This is a genomic window from Thermococcus peptonophilus, assembly GCF_001592435.1.
Taxonomy (GTDB): domain Archaea; phylum Methanobacteriota_B; class Thermococci; order Thermococcales; family Thermococcaceae; genus Thermococcus; species Thermococcus peptonophilus.
Genome location: NZ_CP014750.1, coordinates 1,260,218 through 1,282,737 on the forward strand (window position 1 = coordinate 1,260,218; position 22,520 = coordinate 1,282,737).

Sequence of the window (22,520 nt, forward strand, 5' to 3'; positions counted from 1 at the left end):
CTTCTGTTTTATCACTGGGCAAGTGCCTTCTCGACCTTAAAGGTTATCTCATCCAGAGGGCTGGAATGTGTCCTAACTGACGCGTTTATTATCTCAATGCCTACTATTTCCCCGTTCTCCCCGTAATCTATGAGAATCCCCTCTTCCACCTCAACAGTCTCAACTATCCTCGCGTTGGAGAATTTAATGTACATAACATCATGAACAGGGTCGTAGGTTATTCTCATTCACTCACCCCCATATTTCTTGAGCTTTGACGTTATGTATGCCGTAACTACGACGATGTTTTCTCCATCTTCCTCATAAATAACCCTAACGACTTTCCCGTTGATGTTCTTCTGCGCAACTTTTCTGCCGAGGTAACCTTCAATAACCTTGTCGGGATGCTTCAGCGTGTCTTCCACCAGTTCCTTTGGGATGCCCCTCTCTTCCATTCTTGCAAGTGCGTGGGGAATGTACTTTATGTGCATGCTCTCACCAAGTTATAATGCTCTTTCCCCTCAAGGCCTCGGCCTTCTCCCTGAGGCCGAAGAGCGTCAGCAGGGTTGGTGCAACGTTGTATATCGTCAGCTGTGTCTCCTTTGGCTCATCAAAGCCAGGCAGGTACATCGAGAACACGCCCACCTCGGAGTGGTTTGCATCGTCAGGCCCCGTGTCGTTCTCTGGCAGATAGTTGCTCGGATGCCCCACCGTCCCAGCGGCACGCCAGTTGAGGTCGTCGAAGTAAACCATTATGTCGGGCTTGTTACCCCGTGCAACGGGGTAGATGTCCTCGGGGAAGAAAACCCTGTTGTTCCACTTCTCCCCGTTAGGCCCGCGGATTGATCTAATCTGCTCCGCCACCTCTTCCCTGACCTCGTCGAACCTCGACTTGGGAACCTTCCCGAATAGCTCCCTCCCCTTGACGTTCAGGAAGACCCTGGAGTAGTAGCCGCCCCACCCCCAGGCGGTTGTTTCCTTCCAGTCCACCTTTATCTGCTCGAAGCGCTTGACCTTCCCGTCGTGGAGAACCTCCGGGTTCCTGACCTTGAGAAGGCCCTCTTCGGCCAGCCACTGGTTGACAGCGAAGTTGCCGTGCATCCCCTTTATACCGTGGTCGGAAACGATAAAGACGGCCGTCTCGTCGAGGTCAATGAGCTTAAGCGTCTCCCCAATCTCCTTGTCGAGGAGCTTCCAGTAGTCCGGGATGACGTCTTCGTACCTGTTCCCCTTCCCCGGGTAGAGGTGGTGGTTCGGGTCGAAGTAGCGCCAGAAGGCGTGGTGAACCCTGTCGAGGCCGATCTCAACGAAGTGGAAGTAGTCCCACTCCTTCTCCTGGAGCAGGTATCTAATGACCTCAAAGCGCTTCTCCGTCATCTCCCAGAGGCCTTCCTTAACTTCGTCCTTGGCCTCCTTCCTGAAGGGGACGTCGAAGATGTATTCTCCAACGAGGCGCTCTATCTCGCCCTTAAGCTCCTTTGGATAGGTGTAATCAACGCTCGCGTCGGGTGTTATGAAACAACTCACGAGGTGGCCGTTGATTGGCTTCGGGGGATATGTGGGAGGGACGCCGACTATAATGGATTTCTTGCCGACTTCACCGAGGTAGTCCCATACCGTTGGCTCCTTCACCTTCTTGCTGTGGGCTATCCAGTATTCGGTGTAGGAGTGCCCCTTCCTGTGCCTGAAGCCGTAGAGCCCGAGCTCGCCGGGGGTCTTTCCGGTTACCATCACCATCCACATGGGTATGGTTATCGCCGGAATCCCGGTCTTCATTGGGCCGTGGATTGACCTCTCGATGAGCCTCCTCAGGTTCGGCAGTTCGTCGTAGAACTTTCCGAAGAGAAGCTCAGGGGGAGCCGAATCGAGACCTATAACGAAGACCTTCCTGGTCTCCTCCATTCCCTCCCTAACCTTCTTCTCAAACTCCACCTTTCTCACCTCAGATACTCCTCAATGATCCTAAGGGCCTCTTCAACTTTACCCCTCTCGCAGACGCAACCCAAGACCTCCCTCTTGCCGCCGGTGTTGGTACCCAGCTCCTTAAGGCGGGCTATAACTTCTCCCATGTCTATCCTCTCAGCCTCTTCCGGAGAGATGCGGAAGTATATCTGAGCTTTCCCGTGGAAGTTTCTGTTAACGACCACTGCACCCCAATAACCCATCTCCCAGACGAGCTTCCTCGCGACCTTGGAGATTATGTTAAAGGGGCTTTCGAACTCCACAAAGGCGAAGCCGTTCTTTTCCTCTACGCCTGAGACGGCGCTTTCTATTGCTTCCTTTATGGTCGTTGCCTGTTTAACCCACGGCTCGTATTCAAGGAGCTCCCTAACGTCGTGATTTAAGAGAACTCCAACGGCCTCTTCCACCGCTTCCCTGTCCATCGCGATGTAGTTTGAATCTATCAGTTCAACGAGCCTTATGGCATCCCCCGGAGTGAGTCCTTCCCTTTTGAGGAGTTCACTAACGGTTTCAATCTCAAAGGCCTTCTCGCCAATATCTCCAACGACCCCAAGGGCGCTCCAGGCGTTCCATATCCCGAAGTACTCTGAGACGACGAGAGAGTTCGAGGGATAGTACTCACCTTCCAGTGATGGATTCACTTGCTCAACGAGCGGGTTTTTGATCTTCGGCTGGGTGTGGTGGTCGATGAAGAGCGTTGGTACTTTGACTTTCTCAACCTCGTGTGGAACGTTGAAGTCGAGGACATAGAGCTTCTTGGCCCTCTCGATTGCTTCCCATATTCTTCCATCGAAGCGAAACTCGCCGATTGGAGCGGTTAGGTTCGTGAAATCCTCAAGTTTAAGCGCGCTCACTAGGAGGGCAGCCGAGGTTATTCCGTCCGTGTCCCAGTGGTGGACGATTAGGTGCATAGGATTCTCCCCCGCTCGAGATAATCGTGCTCTCTCATCCAGAAATTCTTTCAAAACATCTCTCTTGACTTTTCTACTGAACTTTTCAACCACATCCGCTATGCCAATTTCTGGGTTTCCCATTCTCTTCACCACTCAAAGAAACTAATGAACAAAGAAAACGTAAGTGTCATTCCACAAACGGGTTCTCGAAGCTCCTGATGACCTCGTAGACCTCGGGTCTCATCATATACTCCGGCGGCTGTTCGCCGGCCATTATCATCTTCCTGAGCTTGGTGCCGCTTATGTGGACGTGGAACTCCTCGCTGTGGGGGCATATCTTGGCGTTGACCATTCCGCCGCACTTCTTGCAGTAGAAGGCCTCCCTGATGAACATCGGGGTTATGCCGAGGTCGGGGAAGTTGTCGAACATGTCCCAGGCCTCGTAGGGACCGTAGTAGTCGCCCACACCGGCGTGGTCCCTTCCGACTATGAAGTGGGTCGCACCCATGTTCTTCCTCATGATGGCGTGGTGAATGGCCTCTCTTGGACCAGCGTAGCGCATCTCGTAGCGGACGGTCGCGAGGGTTGCGGCGTCCTTGGGATAGTAGTGCTTGAAGAGGGCCTCATAGGCCTTGATGATAACCTCGTCCTTGTAGTCGCCCTTCTTTTTCCTTCCGAGGACTGGGTTAATGAAGAGGCCGTCGACGAAGGTGAGTGCCGCCTTCTGGACATATTCGTGGCCGACGTGGGGAGCGTTCCTCGTCTGGAATGCAACTATCGTCTTCCAGCCGAGCTCCTTGAAGAGAACTCTCGTCTCAACGGGCCTGAGAGTGTACTTGGCGAAGGGGTTCGGGAGCTCGTTGAGAAGCTCTATCTCGCCGCCGATGAGGTAGTCCCCCATCTCCATTACCCTAGCGACACCGGGGTGAGCGGGGTCATCGGTCTTGAAGACCTTCACCGCGAACTCCCTCTTGTCGTAGGTGTATATCTCCTCTACGTGCATCCTTGCTATCGGAAGGTCTCCGTGGTAGAGCAGAACCGCGTCCCCTTCCTCGAAGTCTGGCTTTTCAACGTCGAGAACTATGGGAATTGTCCATGGGGTGTCGTCGCTGAGGCGCATGTCGTGGAGGACGCTCTCAAAGTCGTCCCTCGTCAAGAAGCCCTTGAGAGGGGAATAAACGCCATGCGCGATGTTTTCCAGGTCGATCACCCGGCCGTGGTCGATCTGAACCCTTGGATACTCCTCCTGCTCGCTCAGAATCCTCTCCCTGGTCTTCGGGGCAACGATCCTTCTAACGAGCTTTCCGCCGTGGGGTTTTGAGACCATGCTACCACCTCAGAATGACAAAAACAATGAAAAGGCTCAGTCAAGGTAGCCGAGGGCCCTGAGCCTCTCCTTGACCTTCTCCTCCTCTTCCTCGCTGAATACTTCCTCTTCATCCTCTTCGAGGTTCGCGAGAACCTCGCGGAGGACGTAGGTAACGTAGTCGTCAACGCTGTCGAAGCCCGTATCTTCGATCCTCTCCTTTATCTTGTCGTAGAGGCTCTTCGGGATCTTGATCTCAACCATCTGCTCGGCCATCTTCTCACCTCCTTATTCCAAGTGAAAATTTTCCAAAGGAATATAAACGTTACCTTAATCCCCTCTCTGTATCTTCGCATGCCCACCAACCAAACTCTTTTTAAGCTCAAGGTTCCTTATCTCGCACTTCTCATCGATTATCGAGCGCCATATCGTCGCGTTCTTGAGAACCGTACCCCTGAAAACTATCGAGTCGCTCACGTCGGAGTTCTCTATGACGCAGTCCTCTCCAATGTATGCGTACGGTCCGATTATGGAGCGGCCCAGTATCTTAGTCCCCCTCTTTATGACGACCGGAGGGATTATCTTGGAGTATGGACTTATCTGGATCTCCTCGATGTGACTCTCATTAAGGAGGGTCTTTAGTGCCTCCAGATAGCTGTCCGCCGAGCCTATGTCGTACCAGAACTCGGAGAACCGATAGGCCCTTATCTCAATACCCCTCTTCAGGAGCCAGCTCAGGAAGTAACCCGGTGCGTCTCTGTGGCCGTTTGCCAGGTATTCGTCAATGAGCGCCATGACATCCTTCGGGAGGGCGTAGACGCCGGTGCTTATCAGGGTGGACTTCGGCACGGCCGGTTTCTCCTCGAAGTCAACAACCCTGTCTCCCTCAAGGAGCACCACACCGTACCTCTTGGCGAGCTCTGGATCGCCAACGTCGTAGACCGCTATCAGGGACTTTCCATCGTACCTCTTTAGGAAGTCTTGAAGGGAGAACGAGAAGAGGTTGTCTCCGGCGATAATCAGGTAGTCGTCAAGGCCTATCTCTTCGATTATCTTTTTCAGCGCGCCGATCGTTCCGAGCTTCTCCTCTTCGTGTAAGGTGTCTTCAACTATTAGCTTGACGCCCCACCTTTCGGCGAAGGGCCTGAACCTGCTCTCGAAGAACCTGTTAGTGGATATATATGTCTCGAGACCGGTTTCCATAACTTTCTCCATTATGTGGTCGAGTATGGTTTTATCCCCCACGGGCAGCAGGGCCTTGGGGACGTCCTTCGTGATCGGCCAGAGCCTTGTAGCGTAGCCACCGGCCATTATGACGGCCTTCATGATGATCACCTTGGCATCATATCTACTTGGGTTCCTGCGACACGTTTCGGAATGAATGTGCTGGAAACTTATTTAAGTTCTTCTCTTTACTCTTCTGGAGGTGATAGATGTGAAGGCCCTCGTTACAGGCGGCGCGGGCTTCATAGGTTCTCACCTCGTGGACAGGCTGATGGAAAGTGGCTATGAAATAAGAGTTCTGGACAACCTGAGCACTGGGAGTATCGACAACATAAGGCACTGGATGGAAAACGAGCACTTCGAGTTCATGAAAGGGGACATGATGGACGTTGAGACCGTAAAGAAGGCCATCGAAGGCGTTGATGTCGTCTTCCACCTCGCGGCCAACCCGGAGGTTAGAATCAGCGCCCAGAGCCCGGAGACGCCTACGAGAGCAACGTCACAATAACCTACAACCTCCTGGAGGCCATGAGGAATTCTGACGTTGAATACCTCGTCTTTACGAGCTCCTCGACGGTCTACGGCGATGCTGAAGTCATACCAACTCCGGAGAGCTACGGGCCCCTCAAGCCGATAAGCGTCTACGGCGGGGCAAAGCTCGCTGCTGAGGCCATAATAAGCGGCTACTCTCACATATTCGGATTCAGGGCCCTTTCCTTTCGACTGGCTAACATCATCGGCAAGCGCTCGAACCACGGCGTCATATACGACTTCATCAACAAACTGCGGAAGAACCCGAACGAGCTTGAAATCCTTGGAGACGGCACCCAGAGGAAGAGCTATCTCCATGTGAGCGACACCGTTGAGGGTATTCTACGCATCTTCGAACACTTCAGGAAAAGCGGCGAAACATACGACGTCTACAACCTCGGCAACGATGACTGGATAACGGTGAAAGAGATAGCCGAGATTGTGAGCGAGGAGATGGGTTTAAACCCCAAGTTCCGCTTTACTGGTGGGGTAGATGGTGGAAGGGGCTGGAAGGGGGACGTTAAGCTTATGCTTCTCGACATAGGCAAGGCCAAGTCCGCCGGCTGGAAGCCTAAGATGAACAGCTACGAGGCCGTCAGGAGAACAGTTAAGGAGCTTCTTGAGGGGTGATTTTTGATATTTTTACTCACCTTTGATAAATGGGGGGATCTTTGGTCAAACTTCGCGCAGGCGAAGTTTGTATTGCTGGCGGGCCGGGCGGGATTTGAACCCGCGACCTTCGGCTCCGGAGGCCGACGCCCCGTCCAGACTAGGCCACCGGCCCATCCCTTGAGAGACAATGAAAGAGAGCTTAAAAACCTAACCGCGTCAAAGGGAGTAAAATTTATAAATCCACTATCGGAGCTAACACCGGGTACAGCCCCGTGGTGTAGCGGCCAAGCATGCGGGACTCTGGATCCCGCGACCGGGGTTCGAATCCCCGCGGGGCTACCATTCAACTGGGCTCCAGACGAACTTCGAACCCCGTGTTTTACTCCTCCTTGTAATCCTCTCTTCTGGAAAATATTTATAGTAATCCCCTGTGGTTGTGTATTTTCTGGAGTTTGGCAGTTTTCTGGTTTAAGGCTAATGTCTTCGTATTCTGGTGGAAGAAGTGCATGTGGCATGTAACTGCAAAATTCAGATGGAACGGGTGTTTATTCCTACACTCTAGCCATTAGAATTTTTCTAATAATCTGTCTTCAAAAAGCTGTTTCCAGACTAAAAAGGGTGGAAATCGGACTTTTTAAGAACCCTTTTAAGGAGATGGCCTAATAGGTGTTAAGTGGGATTTTAGTAACTTGTTAATAATGATGTCTCATTTTTAAATCATGTAATTATAAGAAGGTGAGAAAATGGACAGAAATCTGAATCTTGAACGCGAGATTATTGCCCTGTTAGAGAAAAAGGGCCCATTGAGCGTCGCTTTTATCACCCGGTTTTTGAACGAGATGGGAGTTGAATGCACCCGCCAGCGAGTTGAGAGGGTTCTGAGGGGCCTTGTCTCGAGGGGTGTTGTAGAGGCATTTTACAACAGCGGTATCTACAACAAGAGAAAGCACTACAGGGTGAGGTGATAAATCATGGCAGGTAACAAAGCCCCCTCGAGGATGATACTGGGCAACAATAGGCGAATGCTTCTAATAGAGTTCCTCCAGAGGAAAAACGGGAGCGCTGAGCTCAGGGATGTTGTGGAGTACATTGCCGAGAAGGAGGGTAACACTGACAGAAAGCACAGGAAGAGCGTCTACGTCAGCCTCATGCAGACCCATCTACCAAAGCTGGAGAGGGAGGGGATTGTCACCTTCAGGAGAGGCACTATAACCCTTTTAAAGGTTCCAAACAACGTCACCCTTTACATGGAGGTCGTCCAGAAGAACGACATAAGCTGGAGCGTGTTTTATGCGGGCCTCTCGGTGATCTTCGCCCTCATGGCCATATGGTTCGGCAACGTTCTCCTCCTCTTTGCTGCAGTGACCTATCTGACAGTCTCTGTTATACACCACAAGAGGACGTACCTCATAGCCAGACCAAAAGAGAGGAAAAACATCGAAAAATCAGAGGACAATGTGTAGGTAATGACCGGTTACCGGGCGGTAACCTCCAACTTCATATATATCCGAAGAACCCATGTGATTGTGGAGCGGCCGTAATGGTCGTCCGCCAAGGGCACTGTGTTGCCCACCAATGTGGTGTCGAAACACCTCTGGTATTTCGGGACCTGCTTCCGTACCACAGTGCCTCCGTACAGGAGGCGAAAAAATGAGAAAGAATCTTGCTTTGGGAATTTTTGGCCTGTTGGTGGCCTTTGGCCTAGTTTTGGGGGCTGGAGCTAACTTCAGGGACTACAACGCGGACAGGAGCGTTCATTGGAACATCGTGACCGATGACAACGAGCTCATCGATCTGACTCCAATTCAGCCCTACGCGTACATTAACGACGGTGGCGTCCTGGTTGTGGACATAAGCCCGAACAACCCGAACTATCCGGGCTACGGGATGGGCCTGAGCCCGAACTCAGAGTACAACTTCGATGAAGTGTTTGAAGTCAGCAACGACCTCTGGGAAGAGAACATGAGCATAGTCGTTAGGATAACCAGCGACAACGAGGCTATTCAGTTCTACGGACATGAGTTTGACGTCTACGACAGCACTACCGGTCAGACGGTTTACGCCAGCGACATGGCGAAGAACGACGTCTGCTTTGTTGTGAACAACGGAGACGCGGTCAAGGTCGGTATGGACTTCACAGTCGGGAACGACGCACCGGGCACGACCAACAGCGCAGCCGTACACATTGAGGCCTACAGGCTAGGCACAGAGCCGGCTGATCTGGTTGGCAAGTGCGGTCAGTGAAGGAGGAATGAAAGATGAATAAACTATTTGGATTGGCATTGTTAATGGTTGGAATGCTCCTGGCCGTTGGCGCGGGTGCTAACTTCCGCTACTACTCCGCCGACAGGACAGCGAGCTTCGATGTTGTCTCCGACGACAACGAGCTTATTGACCTGACCGCACTCCAGCCCTACGTGACCTACGACGCTGGAAAGCTCTACGTGGACATAAGCGAGTACAACCCGAACCACCCCGACTGGGGAGGAACTGGCATGAGCCCGAACACTACCTACGTCTTTGAGGAGATGTTCGAGGTAAGCAACGACCTCTGGGAGAACAATCAGACTGACTACCCGATCTGTGTTGACATAAAGAGCAACCACGACAACGTCCTGCTCTTTGCAGGGAACTACACGAACCCCATAGCAGGGCCCTCACAGAACCTTGAGTTCACGGTCTACTATGGAGACCCCGTGCCGGTTGGCATGATCTTCGACAACACCAACGCAAGCCTTGGCATGGACCAGTTCCAGCTCAGCTTCGAGGCACATGCGGGAGCCTGCGGGCCACAGTGATTTCCTTTCGGGGCATTTGCCCCACTTTGTTAATCTTGGAGAGATGTTGAGGATGAAAAAACTGCTTGAAGGCATTATCACAGCCGTAATTTTTATGATACTCGTAGCCTCAGTGGTGGGGTTCATCCTTGACAGGCCGATTCTGGTATCTTACGCTTATTCTGAGAGCATGACACCCACGATCAACAAGGGGGACCTCTTCTTCATGAACCCCCTCTCAAGGAATGCTGACGTGGGGGATATCATTGTTTTCCACAGAAGTGACGGCTGGACCGTCCACAGGGTTTATGCAATAGTTGATGGGAAGTACGTAACAAAGGGCGACCTCAACGTTGCCACTGACCAGCAGGATGGGGCATACCCGGAGGTTAAGCCCACGGATGTGGCTGGAAAGGTAGTCCAGATTTCAAACCATCCGCTGGTAATCAGGGGAGGTGGGGACTTCATAGTGAGCCTCAGGAAAAGGCTGACGAACGTCTATGCCATAGTGATAATAGTGATCCTCGGCGGTCTGCTCACGTTCTCTGGAAGCTCAACTGGCAGATCCAGAAGAAAGTCAAAACGCAGTAGATTCATCAGAATCCAGGGAAAAACGCTCTACGGGATCGTCTCAGTCCTCATGATCTCAGGTTTTCTGGCGGTCGTCATTGCATCCTGGGGAACGCTGGCGTTTACATACTCTTCAACCCTGGCCGGAGGACAGAGGGAGGGCTGGTATCTGCCCGGAACGACCTTTGAGAAAAACCTCAGCGTTGAGAACCACGCGGTTTATCCTTTCTACTACTTCTTCAAGGATGACAGTGGAAGGGTCGAGCTGAAAACAACCGGCTTCCGGCTCGCTGGAGGGGAGGCCCAGAACCTCAGCCTCACCGTGACCGTTCCCGAAGACACCAGGATTTACAGGGAAGAAGTATCTGTGCGGTCATACCCGGCTCTTCTGCCCTACAGCCTGATAAACTGGGGATACTCAATCAGCCCGTACTTCCCGCTGGTGCTGTACCTGATTCCACTCTCGGCACTGCTGTTTGCGTTCTACTGGATCTCCGGGATTTCGGGAGAGGTCGTCTCAATCAGAAAGGGGAAGATTTTATCCAAACTAACGGGAGATGGTAGGTTATGAAGGCACTTATAGTTCTTGTTTTCCTGATGGGGGCTTTCCTCATCGTGGGCTCCAGCGGGAATTTCAGGGAGTATTCCTCGTCCAGAGCGGCTAGCGTGATGGTCGTCCCCCACGAGGACGAATACGTGGGCTTTAACTGTTCGGACGGCGAAATTACATCCGTCACAGTTCTAAATGGAGAAGGAAAGGACTTCGACGTAATGACGCTGGAGAACCAGCTCATAACAAACGAATACGTGAGCATTACTCTGGAGCCGGCTTATTACTATGTTCCAGCTGGAGTGTATCTAGATGTTGAAAGCGGCACGGGAACACCGGTTGATATAGCACCCGGGGACTCACATACCTTTGGGGGACACGTTGCGGCCAGCTCGGCCACGCCGGGTGAGTACTACGTTCCGGTCACGATCTACGCCACCTGGGACGGAGGGGGCGCGGTGATTGAGAGCTGCCCTATAAAGATTACCGTTCTCGACGATCCGAGAATAACGAAGACTCTGCTCTCGGGAAACACGAGCGACATACCTATGAAGACGTACCAGGAGTGGACGTTCCAGATAGAGGTATCAAACCCAACTAACCATGACCTGAATCTGACAGTCAGGGACACCATACCAGCCGAGTTCAACGTCAGCCTCTCGGAAGTCTCGGCAAGCTCAGGAACGTACAGCTTCTGGGCCGCGAGCCAGGGAAACGGCAATGGAAACGGAAATTCACAGAACGGGAACCCCCATCCAGCAACCAAGATGAAATGGGAAGTCTCAGTGCCAGCCGGTGAAAGCGAGCACATCAACGTGACGATATTCACAAGGGTTAACAACGGCAACCAGCAGGAGTTCACCTCATGCGGCACTTACTCGCTCAACGATGGTGCCACGATAGACGGCTACCCGGGGAGGAGCAACGGAATAGAGGTTAGCGTCGCCTGTTCAGACGGCGATTGAAGATTTGGAGTTGATTTAGATGAAGGTAAATAAAAGGAAGGCCCTGATTGCGGGCCTTGGAATTTCACTCTCACTGGCGGTTCTTTTTGGTGTTTATTCGGCCGTGGCCTACGCCACGCCAGTGTCAACCAGGGATGTTAGTTACACTACCGCTTATTCTGAAGGGGGTTCACTGAGGCACTACGCCCTCTTCTCAAACGAGACCGTTTACCGGAACGGCACCTCGCTGAAGTATTATCCCTCGGGGATAACCGACGCCATAATCGGAGAGTACAGGTATTCAACGTCACCCGGAGCTTCCGGCAGTTATAAAATAGAGATGCACTCGAACTACTACGTCTCAGTGAACAGGAAGCCAGTTTACCTGCTCAACAGAACGACTGAGATAGCATCGGGAAACTTCGACGGTTCATTCTCTGTCCCGGTGGAGTTCAACATGACATCGCTTGGGGAAGAGCTCAAAACGATAAGGGAAGGTACTGATCTATACCGGGCTGAGAACGAGGTCTATCTAACGGTTACTGTCATCATAGATGGACGTGAGCCCTTTACGCAGAAAATTCAGGTGAAAAAAGACACTTCAGGAATGCTGAGTCTTGAGGGAGCAAACAAGGACTACCAGAAAGTTGAGAGGAACGTACGCGTCACAGAAAACAGCGTTGGCTTCCTTGGGACGAGTGTTAAGGGCTCCACGGCGAGAAAAGTTTTTCCTGCTATGGCACTGCTCTTCGCGGCTCCACCGCTGGGCTTTGTCTACTCAAAGAGGGAGAAGAAGCCCAAAGACGAACTTGCTCCACTGAGGAAGTACATCGTGGAGGGCAAATCTCCAGAGGGGACAAGAAAAGTCGAACTCAAAACCCCCGAAGACCTTAAGAGGGTCTTTGAGCTTGTGGACAGGCCGATAGTCCACGACGGCAGTAAGGAGGGCGACGTCTATTCAATAGCGGATGGCGACACCGTCTACGAATACCAACAACTTTAAAAGCAGAACCGGAAAGCAAAGCTAGGAGTTCTAAGAAAAAGGTTAGAGGTGGTTAGGTATGAACCCGTTCCACGAACTTGAGCCCGGACCGGAGGTTCCAGAGGTCGTTTACGCCCTCATAGAGATACCGAAGGGGAGCAGGAACAAATACGAGCTTGACAAGAAGACAGGCCTTCTGAAGCTCGACAGGGTCCTCTACAGCCCGTTCTTCTACCCGGTTGACTACGGTATCATTCCGCAGACCTGGTACGACGACGGCGACCCCTTCGACATCATGGTCATCATGCGCGAGCCGGTTTACCCGCTCACCATCGTCGAGGCGAGGCCAATAGGCATAATGAAGATGGAGGACAGCGGTGACAAGGACTGGAAGGTTCTCGCCGTTCCCGTTGAAGACCCGTACTTCAAGGACTGGAAGGACATAGATGACGTTCCAAAGGCCTTCCTCGACGAGATAGCCCACTTCTTCCAGAGGTACAAGGAGCTCCAGGGCAAGGTAACCAAAGTCGAGGGCTGGGGTAACGCCGAAGAGGCTAAGAGGGAGATACTCAGGGCCATCGAACTCTACAAGGAGAAGTTTGGCAAGAAGGAGTGATTCCTTCTCTTTTTCCCTTCTGAAGGAGGTTGAGTCATGTACAAGCTCCTGAAAGTTAAGGACGTCGTGAGGATTCCGCCCAGGATGTTCACAATGGATCCTAAGGAAGCCGCGAAGATAGTTCTCAGGGAGACCTACGAGGGCATATACGACAGGGACGAGGGCGTTGTGCTGGCGATCATCGATGTTGAGGAAATCAGCGAGGGAGTTATCGTTCCGGGTGACGGGGCGACTTACCATGAGGCAGTATTCAACGTTCTCGTCTGGGAGCCGAGCGTTCACGAAGTCGTTGAGGGCGAAGTCGTTGAGATGATGCCCTACGGAGCATTCATAAGAATCGGCCCGATGGACGGTCTCGTCCACATCAGCCAGCTCATGGACGACTACGTCGTCTTCGACGAGAAGAACAGGCAGTTCATAGGTAAAGAAACCAACAGGGTTCTCAAGCTCGGCGACTACGTGAGGGCCAGGATAATCGGCGTGAGCGTCAAGAGCAGGGTAATCAGGGAGAACAAGATAAACATGACGATGCGCCAGCCCGGTCTTGGAAAGTTCGAGTGGATTGAGAAGGAGAAGAGGAAAGCTAAGGAAGAGCTCAAGGAGGAGTGAACATGGCCAAGGAGAGGGCCTGCAGGCACTGCCACTACATAACAACGGAGGACCGCTGTCCCATCTGCGGTAGCAGGGACCTCAGTGATGAGTGGTTCGACCTTGTGATAATCCTAGATGTCGAGTCAAAGATAGCAAAGAAGCTCAGGGAGAGCATACCCGAGGCCGCTAAGGTCCCAGGCAAGTACGCTATCAGGGTAAGGTAAAAATGTTCTTCAGGCTCACGGAAGACCTCAGAAACCAGCTCAAAAAGCCCCTGGGTGAACTGGTTAGGGGGCCGATCCCCGAACCATACCTTAAGGTTAGGGGTAAGCTTGAGAAACACCCCGTTGTCACTGTGGGAGATGTCGTCACGGAGAACGTCCTCAAGATCGGCGTCAAGCCGATAATTGCTTTCTACGACCTCAAGACAAAGAGAAAAGAATATTCTCCCGAGATTGAGGATACCGCCGTTTTTTTGACCGTAACAAACCCTCCGGGAACTATAACGAAAGCTTTATTAGATACCGTCAGGAAGGCCTTCGGGCTGGCTGAAAGGGGGAGGAACGTCCACGTCCTGGTCAGCGGGGAGGAGGACTTGGCGGCGATCCCGGCCGTCCTGTACGCCCCACTCGGGACGCTAGTCCTGTACGGCCAGCCCGATGAAGGAGTAGTACTTATAAAGGTAACACCCGAATGCAAGCGCAGGTGTGCCAAGATACTCGCGAGTATGGAGGTGGTTCGTGATGGAGATTAAGGTTACCGAGATAAGGGAGAACAAACTCCTGGGAAGGAAGGAGATATACTTCGACGTGATACACGAGGGCGAGCCTACCCCGAGCAGGGAAGCGGTGAAGGGTAAGCTCGTCGCCATGCTCGACCTCGACCCGAACACGACCGTTATCCAGTACATCAGGAGTTACTTTGGAAGCAACGTCAGCAAGGGCTACGCCAAGGCCTATGAGACGAGGGAGAGGATGCTCTACATCGAGCCCGAGTACATCCTCGTTAGGGACGGCCTTGTCCAGAAGCAGGAGGAGTGAGGTGGTGTAGATGGCCAAGGGTAAGAAGAGAACCAGCCAGAAGTGGAAGCTCTACGAGGTTAAGGGTGGTAAGGTCATAAGAAAGAACAAGTTCTGCCCGCGCTGTGGGCCGGGTGTCTTCATGGCCAACCACAAGGATCGCTGGTCCTGCGGAAGATGTGGTTACACCGAGTGGAAGAAGTGATCCTTCTCTTTTTCTTCTCCCGATTATTACGGAAATTCTTCTGATTCATGTTTCTGAGAAGCTTATCTCTACGAAGCGTTTAATCAATAGACATTATCACAACAAGGAAAGAGAAGAACAGAAGAAACGGGTTCAGACCTCTTCGAGGGTGATAGCGCCGACCGGGCAGGCCTCGGCGGCCTCCTGGGCGCACTCGAGGTCGGTGGTCTCAACTATCGGGTGGGCCTTGCCGTCGTCGCCCATCTCAAAGACGTCCGGGCAGAGGCTTGCACAGATGGCATCTCCAATGCAGGTGTCCTGGTCAACTGTAACCTTCCACGCCATGGGAACATCACCGGGATTAGATGAACCGGGAGGAATATAAAGTTTTCGTAGGGGAGAAACCTGTCGATAGGAGTAAAAGAGAGTAAACAACCCTCAAAAGGTTCTTCAATGAACAAAAAGAAGCCAAAGGGGTCAGTAAAGACCCAGCTTCTTTTTATACTCTGGGCTTATCCTGTCGGGAGTCCACGGCGGATCAAAGGTAAGTTCAATTTCCGCGTCCTTAACTCCTGGAATCTCCAGTATCTTGTCCTCAACGGCCCTGAGAATCCACATGGTAAGTGGGCAACCGGGAGTCGTCATCGTCATCTTAACGTAAACTGTGTTGTCCGGGTTGACCTTGAGGTCGTAGATAAGGCCCAGGTTGACAACGTCAAGCCCTATTTCAGGGTCAATGACCTCTTTGAGCTTCTCAAGGATCATTTCCTCGGTAAGCTGGACGTTATCTGGGGCCTCTTTAATGCCCCTCTCGCGGTTTACGGTGATCAAACCGACACCCTCGAGCTTTCCAATCTCGGAGTGGAGCTTTATCAGGACGTTGTCAATATCGGGAGTGTCCTTTGCCAGCGTGACTGTGACGTTCCCCTTCTCATCGACCTCGATTGAGCGGATAAACTTCTCATCAACTATGGACTTAACTACCTTCTCAACATCTTCTTTCGTGACCATAAACACCACCTGAAAAGCCTTTGAGAATACACATTTAAACCTTTTGGGACAGGAATGGGTACTCAGCGGGCGAGGATGTCGAGTATCAGTTCCCTAGCCATCCCGGGCGTCAATGCCCTTGCCCTCGTTTCCCTCAGAACCCTCTGGATGGAAAGCCTCTTTGTAGACGGGGCTTTTCTGAACAGTTCCCAGAGGAGCGGACAGCCGAACCTCAGCTCGTAGCTCCCACCAATTATCTCGATAATCTCAGCTTTGTCCAGTGCCAGAAACGCCGGGAAGTTAAGAATTACAAGATCACCTTTTCGGTAGATTGAAATCAGGCCAGAGCTGAGCATGTCCCCGGAGGCGACTATCTTTATCCCGTTCCTTCTGGCATATCCTTCAACTGCATCCATCACAAGAGCGTGACATCGGCCGCAGATTGGAGCGCCCTTTTCAATCTGGGGCCGTATGATATCCAAATATTCCGGAATTTCGATGAAAACAGTCCCATAACTCCGGGCTTTTTCGAGAGTCTTTTCACCCATCTGGGGGAGTTTTGCAGTTATTGGAACAACATCGAAACCAGCCCATCGGAGTACCTTTAAAGTGGCGGTGCTGTCTGAGCCTGCAGAAAAAGCAACGGCAACCTTCGTCCCAATAGGAGAGCGGTCAAAGTCCTTTCCGGTCAGGCGATACTCTATCAGGGCTTTTAGGCGGGAGTAAGTAATCTCACTAATTTCTCCTCTAACCCGTTCAAGTGCCTCAAAGTTGTACTCCAGGCGGTACCTCTTCACGAAGTCTCCTCCAACCGGCTTCAGCATGGGGTTAAGTTCGGGACTTGACTTTAAAATCTGCCGGCGGGAAAACCCTTAAAAGGGGCCTTTACGAGCTTCTTTTACAGGCCGAAAATCCTTCTGGAGGTGTGAGAGATGAAGGAGATAATTGAGAGGGTCAGGGAAAAGACGACCATTCCCGTTTACGAGAGGACGATAGAGAACGTTCTAAGTGCCATTCAGACCAGCGGTGACGTCTGGAGGGTTGTCGACCTCAGCGAGGAGCCGCTTCCTCTCGTCGTTGCCATTGTTACGGCCCTCTACGAGCTTGGTTATGTGGCCTTTGAGAACAACCAGGTCATCCTCACGAGGAAGGGCAAGGAGCTGGTTGGGAAGTATGGAATCGGCCCGAGGGCAGACTACACCTGCTCCCACTGCCAGGGAAGAACTGTTGAGCTCGATGCTTTCTCCGAGCTCCTCGAGGAGTTCAAGGAGATAACGAAGGACAGGCCTGAGCCTGTACACCAGTTCGACCAGGCTTACGTTACCCCGGAGACCACCGTTGCCAGAGTTGCCCTCATGCACAGCAGGGGTGACCTTGAGAACAAGGAGGTTTTTGTCCTAGGAGATGACGACCTCACAAGCGTCGCTCTGATGCTCAGCGGTCTCCCGAAGAGGATAGCCGTCCTCGACATAGATGAGAGGCTCACAAAGTTCATTGAGAAGGCTGCCGACGAGATAGGCTACGAGAACATCGAGATATTCACCTTCGACCTCAGGAAGCCGCTCCCTGACTACGCGCTCCACAAGTTCGACACCTTTATCACAGACCCGCCCGAGACCGTCCACGCAATCCGCTCGTTCGTCGGAAGGGGCATAGCGACCCTCAAGGGGCCTGGATGCGCTGGCTACTTCGGGATAACGAGGCGCGAGAGCTCCCTCGACAAGTGGAGGGAGATTCAAAAGGTTCTCCTCAACGAGTTTGGCGTCGTTATAACCGATATCATCAGGAACTTCAACGAGTACGTGAATTGGGGCTATGTCGAGGAGACGAGGGCCTGGAGACTGCTCCCGATAAAGGTCAAGCCGAGCTACAACTGGTACAAGAGTTACATGTTCAGAATTCAGACCCTTGAGGGCTCGAGAGGCTTCGAGGACGAGATAACCGTTGGGGACGAGCTATACAACGATGAGGAAGCATCAACTACCTGAGCTAATTGAGTGCATCCAGCGAAAAATCGGCCGGGTTCCCGGCCTCCACTCCCTCATTCTCTACGGCTCCCTCGTGAGGGGAGATTTTGTCCCTGGAACAAGCGACATTGACTTTTTCGTAGTTCTGGAAGACGAGGCTGATCCAGACACAGTCATCTCAAGATTAAGCCCTGTTCTCGAAGAGTGTTCGGCTCCGTTTAACCCAGTTGAGGTCGACATTGCCTGGGAATGGCTCTCAAACCTAAAAGATCCTCTCAGGTTGGCTATCCGTACAAGTTCCTCACGATTTATCAGACCGACTTCAGGGAAAATCACGTCGTCATCCTGGGCAATGAGGTCGTAGAATACCTCCCCGAGTATTCGCTCGAAGATCTCCTTCCTGCGAGGCTCAATGGGGTTCTCAACGGCCTGGAGAAGTTCAAAGGAAACCTCAAGATGATGCACATACAGGCGGGAGAAGTGGCACGGCTGATGGCGTACCTCAACGGTTCAAGCCTTAGGAAAGATGACGTTGTGAGAACACTGGAGCAAATCGGAGACAAAGATGCCATTAAAATCTACAGAGCTTATCTAAACGGAAGAAAGATACCCTTTCCAGAAGAGTTCCTGAGGGAATTTATAACAAAAAGAGTTGAGTGGATAAAAGAAAAGTTCCTCACTTCTTCCGCCGGTTCTCGAACCATATGATGCCGTACATTGCCAGGAACAGCGCGCCTACCACTAGCACGATGACAACGTATTTGGTATTCCCCGTTCTCCATGGACTCTCCGCCCTGAAGCCCTCCACGGCGACAGCCTTTATCATTAAGGGATTCTTTGAGGGGTAAATAGCCACGTACCCATCAAGTCCAGTTGGATTCACTCTCCCCGTGGTGTTACCGACGTATCTTCCGTCCTTCACCATGAGAAACGTCGTGTTGGCCATCTCTGGCTTTACCTCTGGAATCTCGGCGTAGAGCACCTTCCTGAGAAAGTCAACGCCCTTTCTGTAAAGCTCGGTGTTGGTTAAGCCGGCTATCTCGAGGTTCCAGACAACGCGAGCGGTAGTCGTTATTCCCGTCACCGACTGGTGAGTATAGGCGAAGGCGCCATTAGGATATTGCCGCTCCCTTAGGACTTTGAGGGTTTCATTTAGCTCTTTGCTCATACCGAACTGACTGAAGACGATGGCTGCCTGCGAGAAGTAGTAAGTCGGTATCGAGTAGTAAAGCGGCTCCCCTGTCTTTGGATTCTTTTCGTTCAGCATCCACGTGAGATTAGCCGAAAGATAGTGGAGGGACTTTTCGTAGTCGTAGGAAACGTTGAGGCTCTTAAGCACCCAGACGACGTAGGCAGTGTTGTAAAAGTCCTTCCAGGTTCCATTATTTGATGTGGAGATGAGATACCCAACCGCGTCGTTGTATGGTTTCCCGAGAAGGGCCTTTATCCTCGCAACTTCTGCCACCTGCCAGGGGAGGAGAGCACTGTAGTTCTCAGGGAGCTCCGGCTCTTTTGAGCAGAGGACAAAGTAGTGGGCATAAACCGCTTTCTGCCACTCTTCAGTGGCGGGAATCTTGTCCAGATACGGGCAGGCGATCTCCCTAAGTTCTCCAAAGCCGGTGATCTGAGAGACGTCGAGCAGATCGAGGACGCGGTAGTGGAGCTTCCCCCAGAAGCCGAAATGCTCCATATTAAGGAGCTCTTCCCTGTACTTTTCATTTCCTGTCGCATAAAGCGCCATCGCAACGGCCATCGGCGAGAAGAAGTTCCCTTCCAGTGAGACCTTTTCTCCAAGGTAAGCGAGTGCAAAGGCTTTGTAGGCCTTCAATTCACCCTCGACAGTAAGCTTCTCAAGGTCATCTTTATCCCCAAGCGCAATGTCCCGGAATATTCTCTCCACGTCGTTTTCTGGTTCATTAACCTGAAGCCAGCCAAGTGCTCTGTTCAAGCCTTCCCGAAGCTGTTCTTCGAGGCCAGTCATGTTCTCTTCAACGTATTTGCTCTTAAGGAGCTCCCTCAGGGCTATAGCGGCCATAGCGGCATCAAGGTAGTCGTTCCAGGAGCCGTCAGCCTTCTGCTTGTATATGAGCCAATAGGCGGCGCTGTTGATAACGTCTCTGTAGCGGCCGTTTGCTATGCTCTCCCCTCTGATGAGTGCCATTATTGCCATGGCTGTGTATTTGGCCTCGTGATCCTCGCCGTAGGCGTAGCCCCAGGAGTCGAAGGGCGTTCTAATGGCCATAAGCCATTCACACCCTTCAAGAACCTTATCGTAATCACCCATCTTGTAAAGGGCGATAATTGCGAAGGCTGTGTCCGGAACGGTCGGCTCGTAAACGTATGGTCTGATTTCAGCCGAAACAACGAGGGGTGAGGAGATAAGCGAGAGCATAAAGCCCACAATTAGTATGGTAGCGAGAACCTTTTTCATTCCAACCACCTCAAGGAAGAAAAGAAGAGAGGGTTAAAAGACTTCACCCGTAGTAGACCTTGACGTCGAGCTGGTAGTTGGCGCTGTAGTAGTAAGTGTCGTAGGCATAGACAAGGAAGTACCAGGTTCCCGGAGCTGGATTGCTGTACTCAACGTGCTCGCTTGAGCCGTAGTTCTCGGAGCGGTCAACTAGGTTCTGGTTCGGGTCGTAGAGGTAGAGGTCGAGGTCGTCGTAGCTGCTTCCGGTAAGGTCGCCGGTTATCTTGGTTGCGCCGCTGTTGACGGTCATCTGGTGGACGTTGTAATCGTGGTAGCTGACTGTGCCTGTGAAGGTCTTCTCGTTGACGCTCGGCTGTGGTGAGGGGCTCGGAGCTGGCTCACTTCCTCCACCGCTTGGCTGGCCTAGGGTTCCGTCGCTGACGACATCAACCTGGTAGTTAGCTGAGCCGCTGTAGCTGACGACCTTTATCGTCCAGGTGCCGTCAGTCGGGTTGTAATAGCCGACCTTTTCGAAGCCGTAGTAGGCTGTATAGGAGTAGTCGACCTCGTTTCCGTTCGGGTCGTAGAGGTAGAGGTCAATGTCGCTTCCGCTGTTGTCCCAGTAGAGCGTTGCCGTGACGAATGAAGCCCCGCTTATCGTGAACTGGTGGCTCTGGCTTCCCTTGTCAGCAACAGAGCCAGTGAAGGTGAGCTTGGAGAGGCTGTCGTAGTGTGCAGCCTTGTAGGCGTTCACCCTACCGGCACCGTAGGCGATGTCCGCTATCTCATCGGGCTTGACTATGTCAGCGGTCTCAATGAGAGCCTTCTTGACCTTGTCGGGAGTCCAGTCCGGGTGGGCCTGGAGAAGAAGGGCGGCGATACCTGCGACGTGCGGGGTTGCCATAGAGGTTCCGGGGGCGGCAACGTAGTAGTCGCCGATGGTGACGTCGGTGAGCTGGGTTCCGCTGGCGCGAGCTGCTATAATCCAGTTGCCCGGAGCGACCACTTCAGGCTTGAGCCTGTTGTCGGCGGTCGGGCCGCGGCTTGAGAAGTCGGTTATGACGTCGTACTTGTCAACCGCACCGACGGTTATGACCTTGCTTGCCGCTGCCGGTGAGCCGACGGTGTACTTGTCCGGCCCGCTGTTTCCAGCGGCAACGCAGACAACTATTCCAGCGTCCCAGGCATTGTTAACGGCCTGGCTGAGGGAGTCGGTACCGTCGGAGCTCTGGCTCGAGCCGAGGGAAAGGTTGATGACCTTTATTCCGTACTTGTCCTTGTTCTGGACCGCCCAGTCGACACCATTGATGATGTCGGAGATGCTACCGCTTCCGTCTCCACCGAGAACCTTAATGCCAACGAGCTTGGCACCGGGGGCCATACCCTTGTACTTGCCGTTGCTTGCCGCACCGGTTCCAGCGGCTATCGAAGCGACGTGGGTTCCGTGGCCATTGTCGTCGTAGGGAGTGGTCTTTCCGTTGACGAAGTCAACCCATCCGATAACCTTACCCTGGAGGTCTGGGTGGGAAGCGTCGATACCGGTGTCGATGATACCGATGGTTATTCCAGAACCGTCGTAGCCGAGGTTCCACATGTTGGTGGCCATGACTTGGGCAGCGGACTCGTCGAGGCCCTCGGTGTCAACAGCAACCTGAACCTTGTAGTCCTCCTGGATGAACTGGACACCTGAGAGCTGTGCATTTCCAAAGTAGCCGGTATCCATAAGGCCTGCAATTATAAGGAGGTCCTTCACCTTTATCTTGACTGCAAGGGCAGGTATAATGTGGTAGTTGTATTTGATCTTGGCGCCGAGAAGGTTGAGTATCCTAATGGCCTTCTCCTTGTCGGCCGGGTTGTCGAACATTATGATTGTGCTAACTTCCTGATTCCAGTTCATCCTCTGGACTTTCTTGAAGAGGCCTGGGGTGAGAAGACCGTAGTTCTTCTGCTGGGGAACATTGCGAACTGCCGGCTTCTGGGGGGCTGCAAGGACACTGCCTGCCATAAGACCAACAAGGAACAGGGCCAGCACTACCGCTCCAAACTTCTTCATTGTGACACCTCCATATTCTTGGACGCCCTTATATGGGCATCCTAGAATGTGTTCGGTCTTTGATTATAAGTCTTGCGCAACATTGTGTATTATCTAAAATCTCAAAAAGAACGTTCAAAAGGTTATACATTTCTTAATATTGACTGTTATTCGAGTAGCGTTTTGAGAATGTTCAATATAGGGAACTGACGTGTTTGTTCGGGATTATCTGACGTTATGTGACAATTTAAAGATTACAATAGTATCCAAAGAAAAACAAATGCAAAATGGGATAAAATAAAGTTGAATTAAAATACTCAAAACAGAACATTAAGTTAAAGAACATAAACGTGCTACAACAGGGGCATCAATTTAGTACTC

The 22,520-nt window shown here is 52.2% G+C and carries 28 protein-coding genes, 2 tRNA genes and 1 pseudogene; 18 read left to right on the plus strand and 13 right to left on the minus strand.

Translation table 11 applies throughout. The features are described 5' to 3' along the window. Window positions 1–11: 11 nt before the first annotated feature. The 7 genes from A0127_RS06670 to A0127_RS06700 form a co-directional block, all read right to left on the minus strand. Entirely contained in the window at window positions 12–227 is a 216-nt protein-coding gene (locus A0127_RS06670; protein WP_062389591.1) for a DUF2283 domain-containing protein, read from the minus strand. Then, the gene (locus tag A0127_RS06675) at window positions 228–470 is read right to left on the minus strand and encodes a DUF4258 domain-containing protein (RefSeq protein WP_054841080.1); all 243 of its coding nucleotides are present in this window, start codon (window positions 468–470) and stop codon (window positions 228–230) included. Between the two features lie 4 nt (window positions 471–474). Beyond that, window positions 475–1,911, minus strand: a complete 1,437-nt coding sequence (locus A0127_RS06680; protein WP_062389594.1) for an alkaline phosphatase family protein — start codon at window positions 1,909–1,911, stop codon at window positions 475–477. A gap of 5 nt (window positions 1,912–1,916) precedes the next feature. Continuing rightward, on the minus strand, window positions 1,917–2,852 hold the full coding sequence (locus A0127_RS06685; RefSeq protein ID WP_062389597.1) for a DHH family phosphoesterase: 936 nt from the start codon (window positions 2,850–2,852) through the stop codon (window positions 1,917–1,919). A gap of 169 nt (window positions 2,853–3,021) precedes the next feature. Further along, window positions 3,022–4,161, minus strand: coding sequence for a sulfate adenylyltransferase (gene sat, locus A0127_RS06690; protein ID WP_062389600.1), 1,140 nt, complete (start codon window positions 4,159–4,161; stop codon window positions 3,022–3,024). A 36-nt stretch (window positions 4,162–4,197) separates the two neighbouring features. After that, window positions 4,198–4,416: a hypothetical protein gene (locus A0127_RS06695; protein WP_062389603.1), complete on the minus strand. Its 219-nt coding sequence runs from the start codon at window positions 4,414–4,416 to the stop codon at window positions 4,198–4,200. A gap of 54 nt (window positions 4,417–4,470) precedes the next feature. Further along, window positions 4,471–5,466 carry a sugar phosphate nucleotidyltransferase gene (locus A0127_RS06700; RefSeq protein ID WP_062389606.1) on the minus strand — a complete coding sequence of 332 codons (996 nt, stop codon included), beginning with the start codon at window positions 5,464–5,466 and terminating at the stop codon, window positions 4,471–4,473. Between the two features lie 109 nt (window positions 5,467–5,575). Here A0127_RS06700 and A0127_RS06705 point away from each other — a divergent pair. After that, window positions 5,576–6,525 (plus strand): annotated as a pseudogene (locus A0127_RS06705) (NAD-dependent epimerase/dehydratase family protein). Between the two features lie 76 nt (window positions 6,526–6,601). Here A0127_RS06705 and A0127_RS06710 read toward each other — a convergent pair. Further along, a tRNA-Arg gene (locus A0127_RS06710) sits at window positions 6,602–6,679 on the minus strand. Window positions 6,680–6,773: 94 nt separating this feature from the next. Between A0127_RS06710 and A0127_RS06715 the strand changes: the two genes are divergently transcribed. From A0127_RS06715 to A0127_RS06780, 14 genes are all read left to right on the plus strand, one after another. Then, window positions 6,774–6,849: transfer RNA gene (locus A0127_RS06715), tRNA-Gln, on the plus strand. Between the two features lie 401 nt (window positions 6,850–7,250). Beyond that, the gene (locus A0127_RS06720) at window positions 7,251–7,472 is read left to right on the plus strand and encodes a hypothetical protein (RefSeq protein WP_062389609.1); all 222 of its coding nucleotides are present in this window, start codon (window positions 7,251–7,253) and stop codon (window positions 7,470–7,472) included. Between the two features lie 6 nt (window positions 7,473–7,478). After that, window positions 7,479–7,970 carry a DUF7344 domain-containing protein gene (locus A0127_RS06725; protein ID WP_062389612.1) on the plus strand — a complete coding sequence of 164 codons (492 nt, stop codon included), beginning with the start codon at window positions 7,479–7,481 and terminating at the stop codon, window positions 7,968–7,970. 187 nt (window positions 7,971–8,157) lie between these two features. Continuing rightward, window positions 8,158–8,751: a DUF1102 domain-containing protein gene (locus A0127_RS06730; RefSeq protein WP_062389615.1), complete on the plus strand. Its 594-nt coding sequence runs from the start codon at window positions 8,158–8,160 to the stop codon at window positions 8,749–8,751. A gap of 14 nt (window positions 8,752–8,765) precedes the next feature. Then, window positions 8,766–9,305: a DUF1102 domain-containing protein gene (locus A0127_RS06735; protein ID WP_062389618.1), complete on the plus strand. Its 540-nt coding sequence runs from the start codon at window positions 8,766–8,768 to the stop codon at window positions 9,303–9,305. Between the two features lie 52 nt (window positions 9,306–9,357). Next, window positions 9,358–10,425: a signal peptidase I gene (locus A0127_RS06740; RefSeq protein WP_062390876.1), complete on the plus strand. Its 1,068-nt coding sequence runs from the start codon at window positions 9,358–9,360 to the stop codon at window positions 10,423–10,425. Next, window positions 10,422–11,369: a COG1470 family protein gene (locus tag A0127_RS06745; protein WP_062389622.1), complete on the plus strand. Its 948-nt coding sequence runs from the start codon at window positions 10,422–10,424 to the stop codon at window positions 11,367–11,369. Before A0127_RS06740 ends, A0127_RS06745 begins: the two co-directional genes overlap by 4 nt. Before the next feature lie 19 nt (window positions 11,370–11,388). Continuing rightward, window positions 11,389–12,351 (plus strand): DUF5305 family protein, encoded by a 963-nt coding sequence (locus A0127_RS06750; protein WP_062389625.1) that lies wholly within the window; start codon window positions 11,389–11,391, stop codon window positions 12,349–12,351. 58 nt (window positions 12,352–12,409) lie between these two features. Next, entirely contained in the window at window positions 12,410–12,946 is a 537-nt protein-coding gene (locus A0127_RS06755) for an inorganic diphosphatase (RefSeq protein ID WP_062389628.1), read from the plus strand. A gap of 36 nt (window positions 12,947–12,982) precedes the next feature. Further along, the gene (locus A0127_RS06760; protein WP_062389631.1) at window positions 12,983–13,555 is read left to right on the plus strand and encodes a DNA-directed RNA polymerase; all 573 of its coding nucleotides are present in this window, start codon (window positions 12,983–12,985) and stop codon (window positions 13,553–13,555) included. 2 nt (window positions 13,556–13,557) lie between these two features. Beyond that, window positions 13,558–13,761 carry a transcription elongation factor subunit Spt4 gene (spt4, locus tag A0127_RS06765; RefSeq protein ID WP_054841087.1) on the plus strand — a complete coding sequence of 68 codons (204 nt, stop codon included), beginning with the start codon at window positions 13,558–13,560 and terminating at the stop codon, window positions 13,759–13,761. Window positions 13,762–13,763: 2 nt separating this feature from the next. Next, window positions 13,764–14,291, plus strand: coding sequence for a GTP-dependent dephospho-CoA kinase (locus A0127_RS06770; protein ID WP_062389634.1), 528 nt, complete (start codon window positions 13,764–13,766; stop codon window positions 14,289–14,291). Beyond that, the gene (locus A0127_RS06775; protein WP_062389637.1) at window positions 14,281–14,577 is read left to right on the plus strand and encodes a 30S ribosomal protein S24e; all 297 of its coding nucleotides are present in this window, start codon (window positions 14,281–14,283) and stop codon (window positions 14,575–14,577) included. Before A0127_RS06770 ends, A0127_RS06775 begins: the two co-directional genes overlap by 11 nt. Window positions 14,578–14,587: 10 nt before the next feature. Beyond that, window positions 14,588–14,761: a 30S ribosomal protein S27ae gene (locus tag A0127_RS06780; RefSeq protein ID WP_054841089.1), complete on the plus strand. Its 174-nt coding sequence runs from the start codon at window positions 14,588–14,590 to the stop codon at window positions 14,759–14,761. Between the two features lie 132 nt (window positions 14,762–14,893). On the opposite strand, the gene A0127_RS06785 is transcribed toward A0127_RS06780, so the two are convergent. The 3 genes from A0127_RS06785 to A0127_RS06795 all read right to left on the minus strand — a co-directional run bounded on the left by A0127_RS06785 (window position 14,894) and on the right by A0127_RS06795 (window position 16,554). Continuing rightward, on the minus strand, window positions 14,894–15,085 hold the full coding sequence (locus tag A0127_RS06785; protein WP_054841090.1) for a ferredoxin: 192 nt from the start codon (window positions 15,083–15,085) through the stop codon (window positions 14,894–14,896). A 132-nt stretch (window positions 15,086–15,217) separates the two neighbouring features. Continuing rightward, the gene (locus A0127_RS06790; protein ID WP_062389647.1) at window positions 15,218–15,751 is read right to left on the minus strand and encodes a metal-sulfur cluster assembly factor; all 534 of its coding nucleotides are present in this window, start codon (window positions 15,749–15,751) and stop codon (window positions 15,218–15,220) included. 62 nt (window positions 15,752–15,813) lie between these two features. Beyond that, complete coding sequence (locus A0127_RS06795; RefSeq protein ID WP_062389650.1) at window positions 15,814–16,554, minus strand: hypothetical protein; 741 nt, start codon at window positions 16,552–16,554, stop codon at window positions 15,814–15,816. 108 nt (window positions 16,555–16,662) lie between these two features. Here A0127_RS06795 and bpsA point away from each other — a divergent pair, with 108 nt between their 5' ends. Genes bpsA through A0127_RS10745 form a run of 3 tightly spaced genes read left to right on the plus strand, consistent with a single transcriptional unit; the run spans window position 16,663 to window position 18,405 of the window. Next, window positions 16,663–17,718, plus strand: a complete 1,056-nt coding sequence (gene bpsA, locus A0127_RS06800; protein WP_062389653.1) for a N(4)-bis(aminopropyl)spermidine synthase — start codon at window positions 16,663–16,665, stop codon at window positions 17,716–17,718. Further along, complete coding sequence (locus tag A0127_RS10740) at window positions 17,696–18,061, plus strand: nucleotidyltransferase domain-containing protein (protein ID WP_231855742.1); 366 nt, start codon at window positions 17,696–17,698, stop codon at window positions 18,059–18,061. Before bpsA ends, A0127_RS10740 begins: the two co-directional genes overlap by 23 nt. Next, complete coding sequence (locus A0127_RS10745; protein ID WP_231855743.1) at window positions 17,947–18,405, plus strand: hypothetical protein; 459 nt, start codon at window positions 17,947–17,949, stop codon at window positions 18,403–18,405. The genes A0127_RS10740 and A0127_RS10745 overlap by 115 nt, the downstream gene beginning before the upstream one ends. Here the strand turns inward: A0127_RS10745 and A0127_RS06810 are convergent. Together A0127_RS06810 and A0127_RS06815 are read right to left on the minus strand one after the other, a co-directional pair. Then, window positions 18,374–20,128: a prenyltransferase/squalene oxidase repeat-containing protein gene (locus A0127_RS06810; protein WP_062389656.1), complete on the minus strand. Its 1,755-nt coding sequence runs from the start codon at window positions 20,126–20,128 to the stop codon at window positions 18,374–18,376. The genes A0127_RS10745 and A0127_RS06810 overlap by 32 nt on opposite strands. Window positions 20,129–20,171: 43 nt before the next feature. Beyond that, window positions 20,172–22,160, minus strand: a complete 1,989-nt coding sequence (locus tag A0127_RS06815) for a S8 family serine peptidase (RefSeq protein WP_062389659.1) — start codon at window positions 22,158–22,160, stop codon at window positions 20,172–20,174. Window positions 22,161–22,520: the final 360 nt, after the last annotated feature.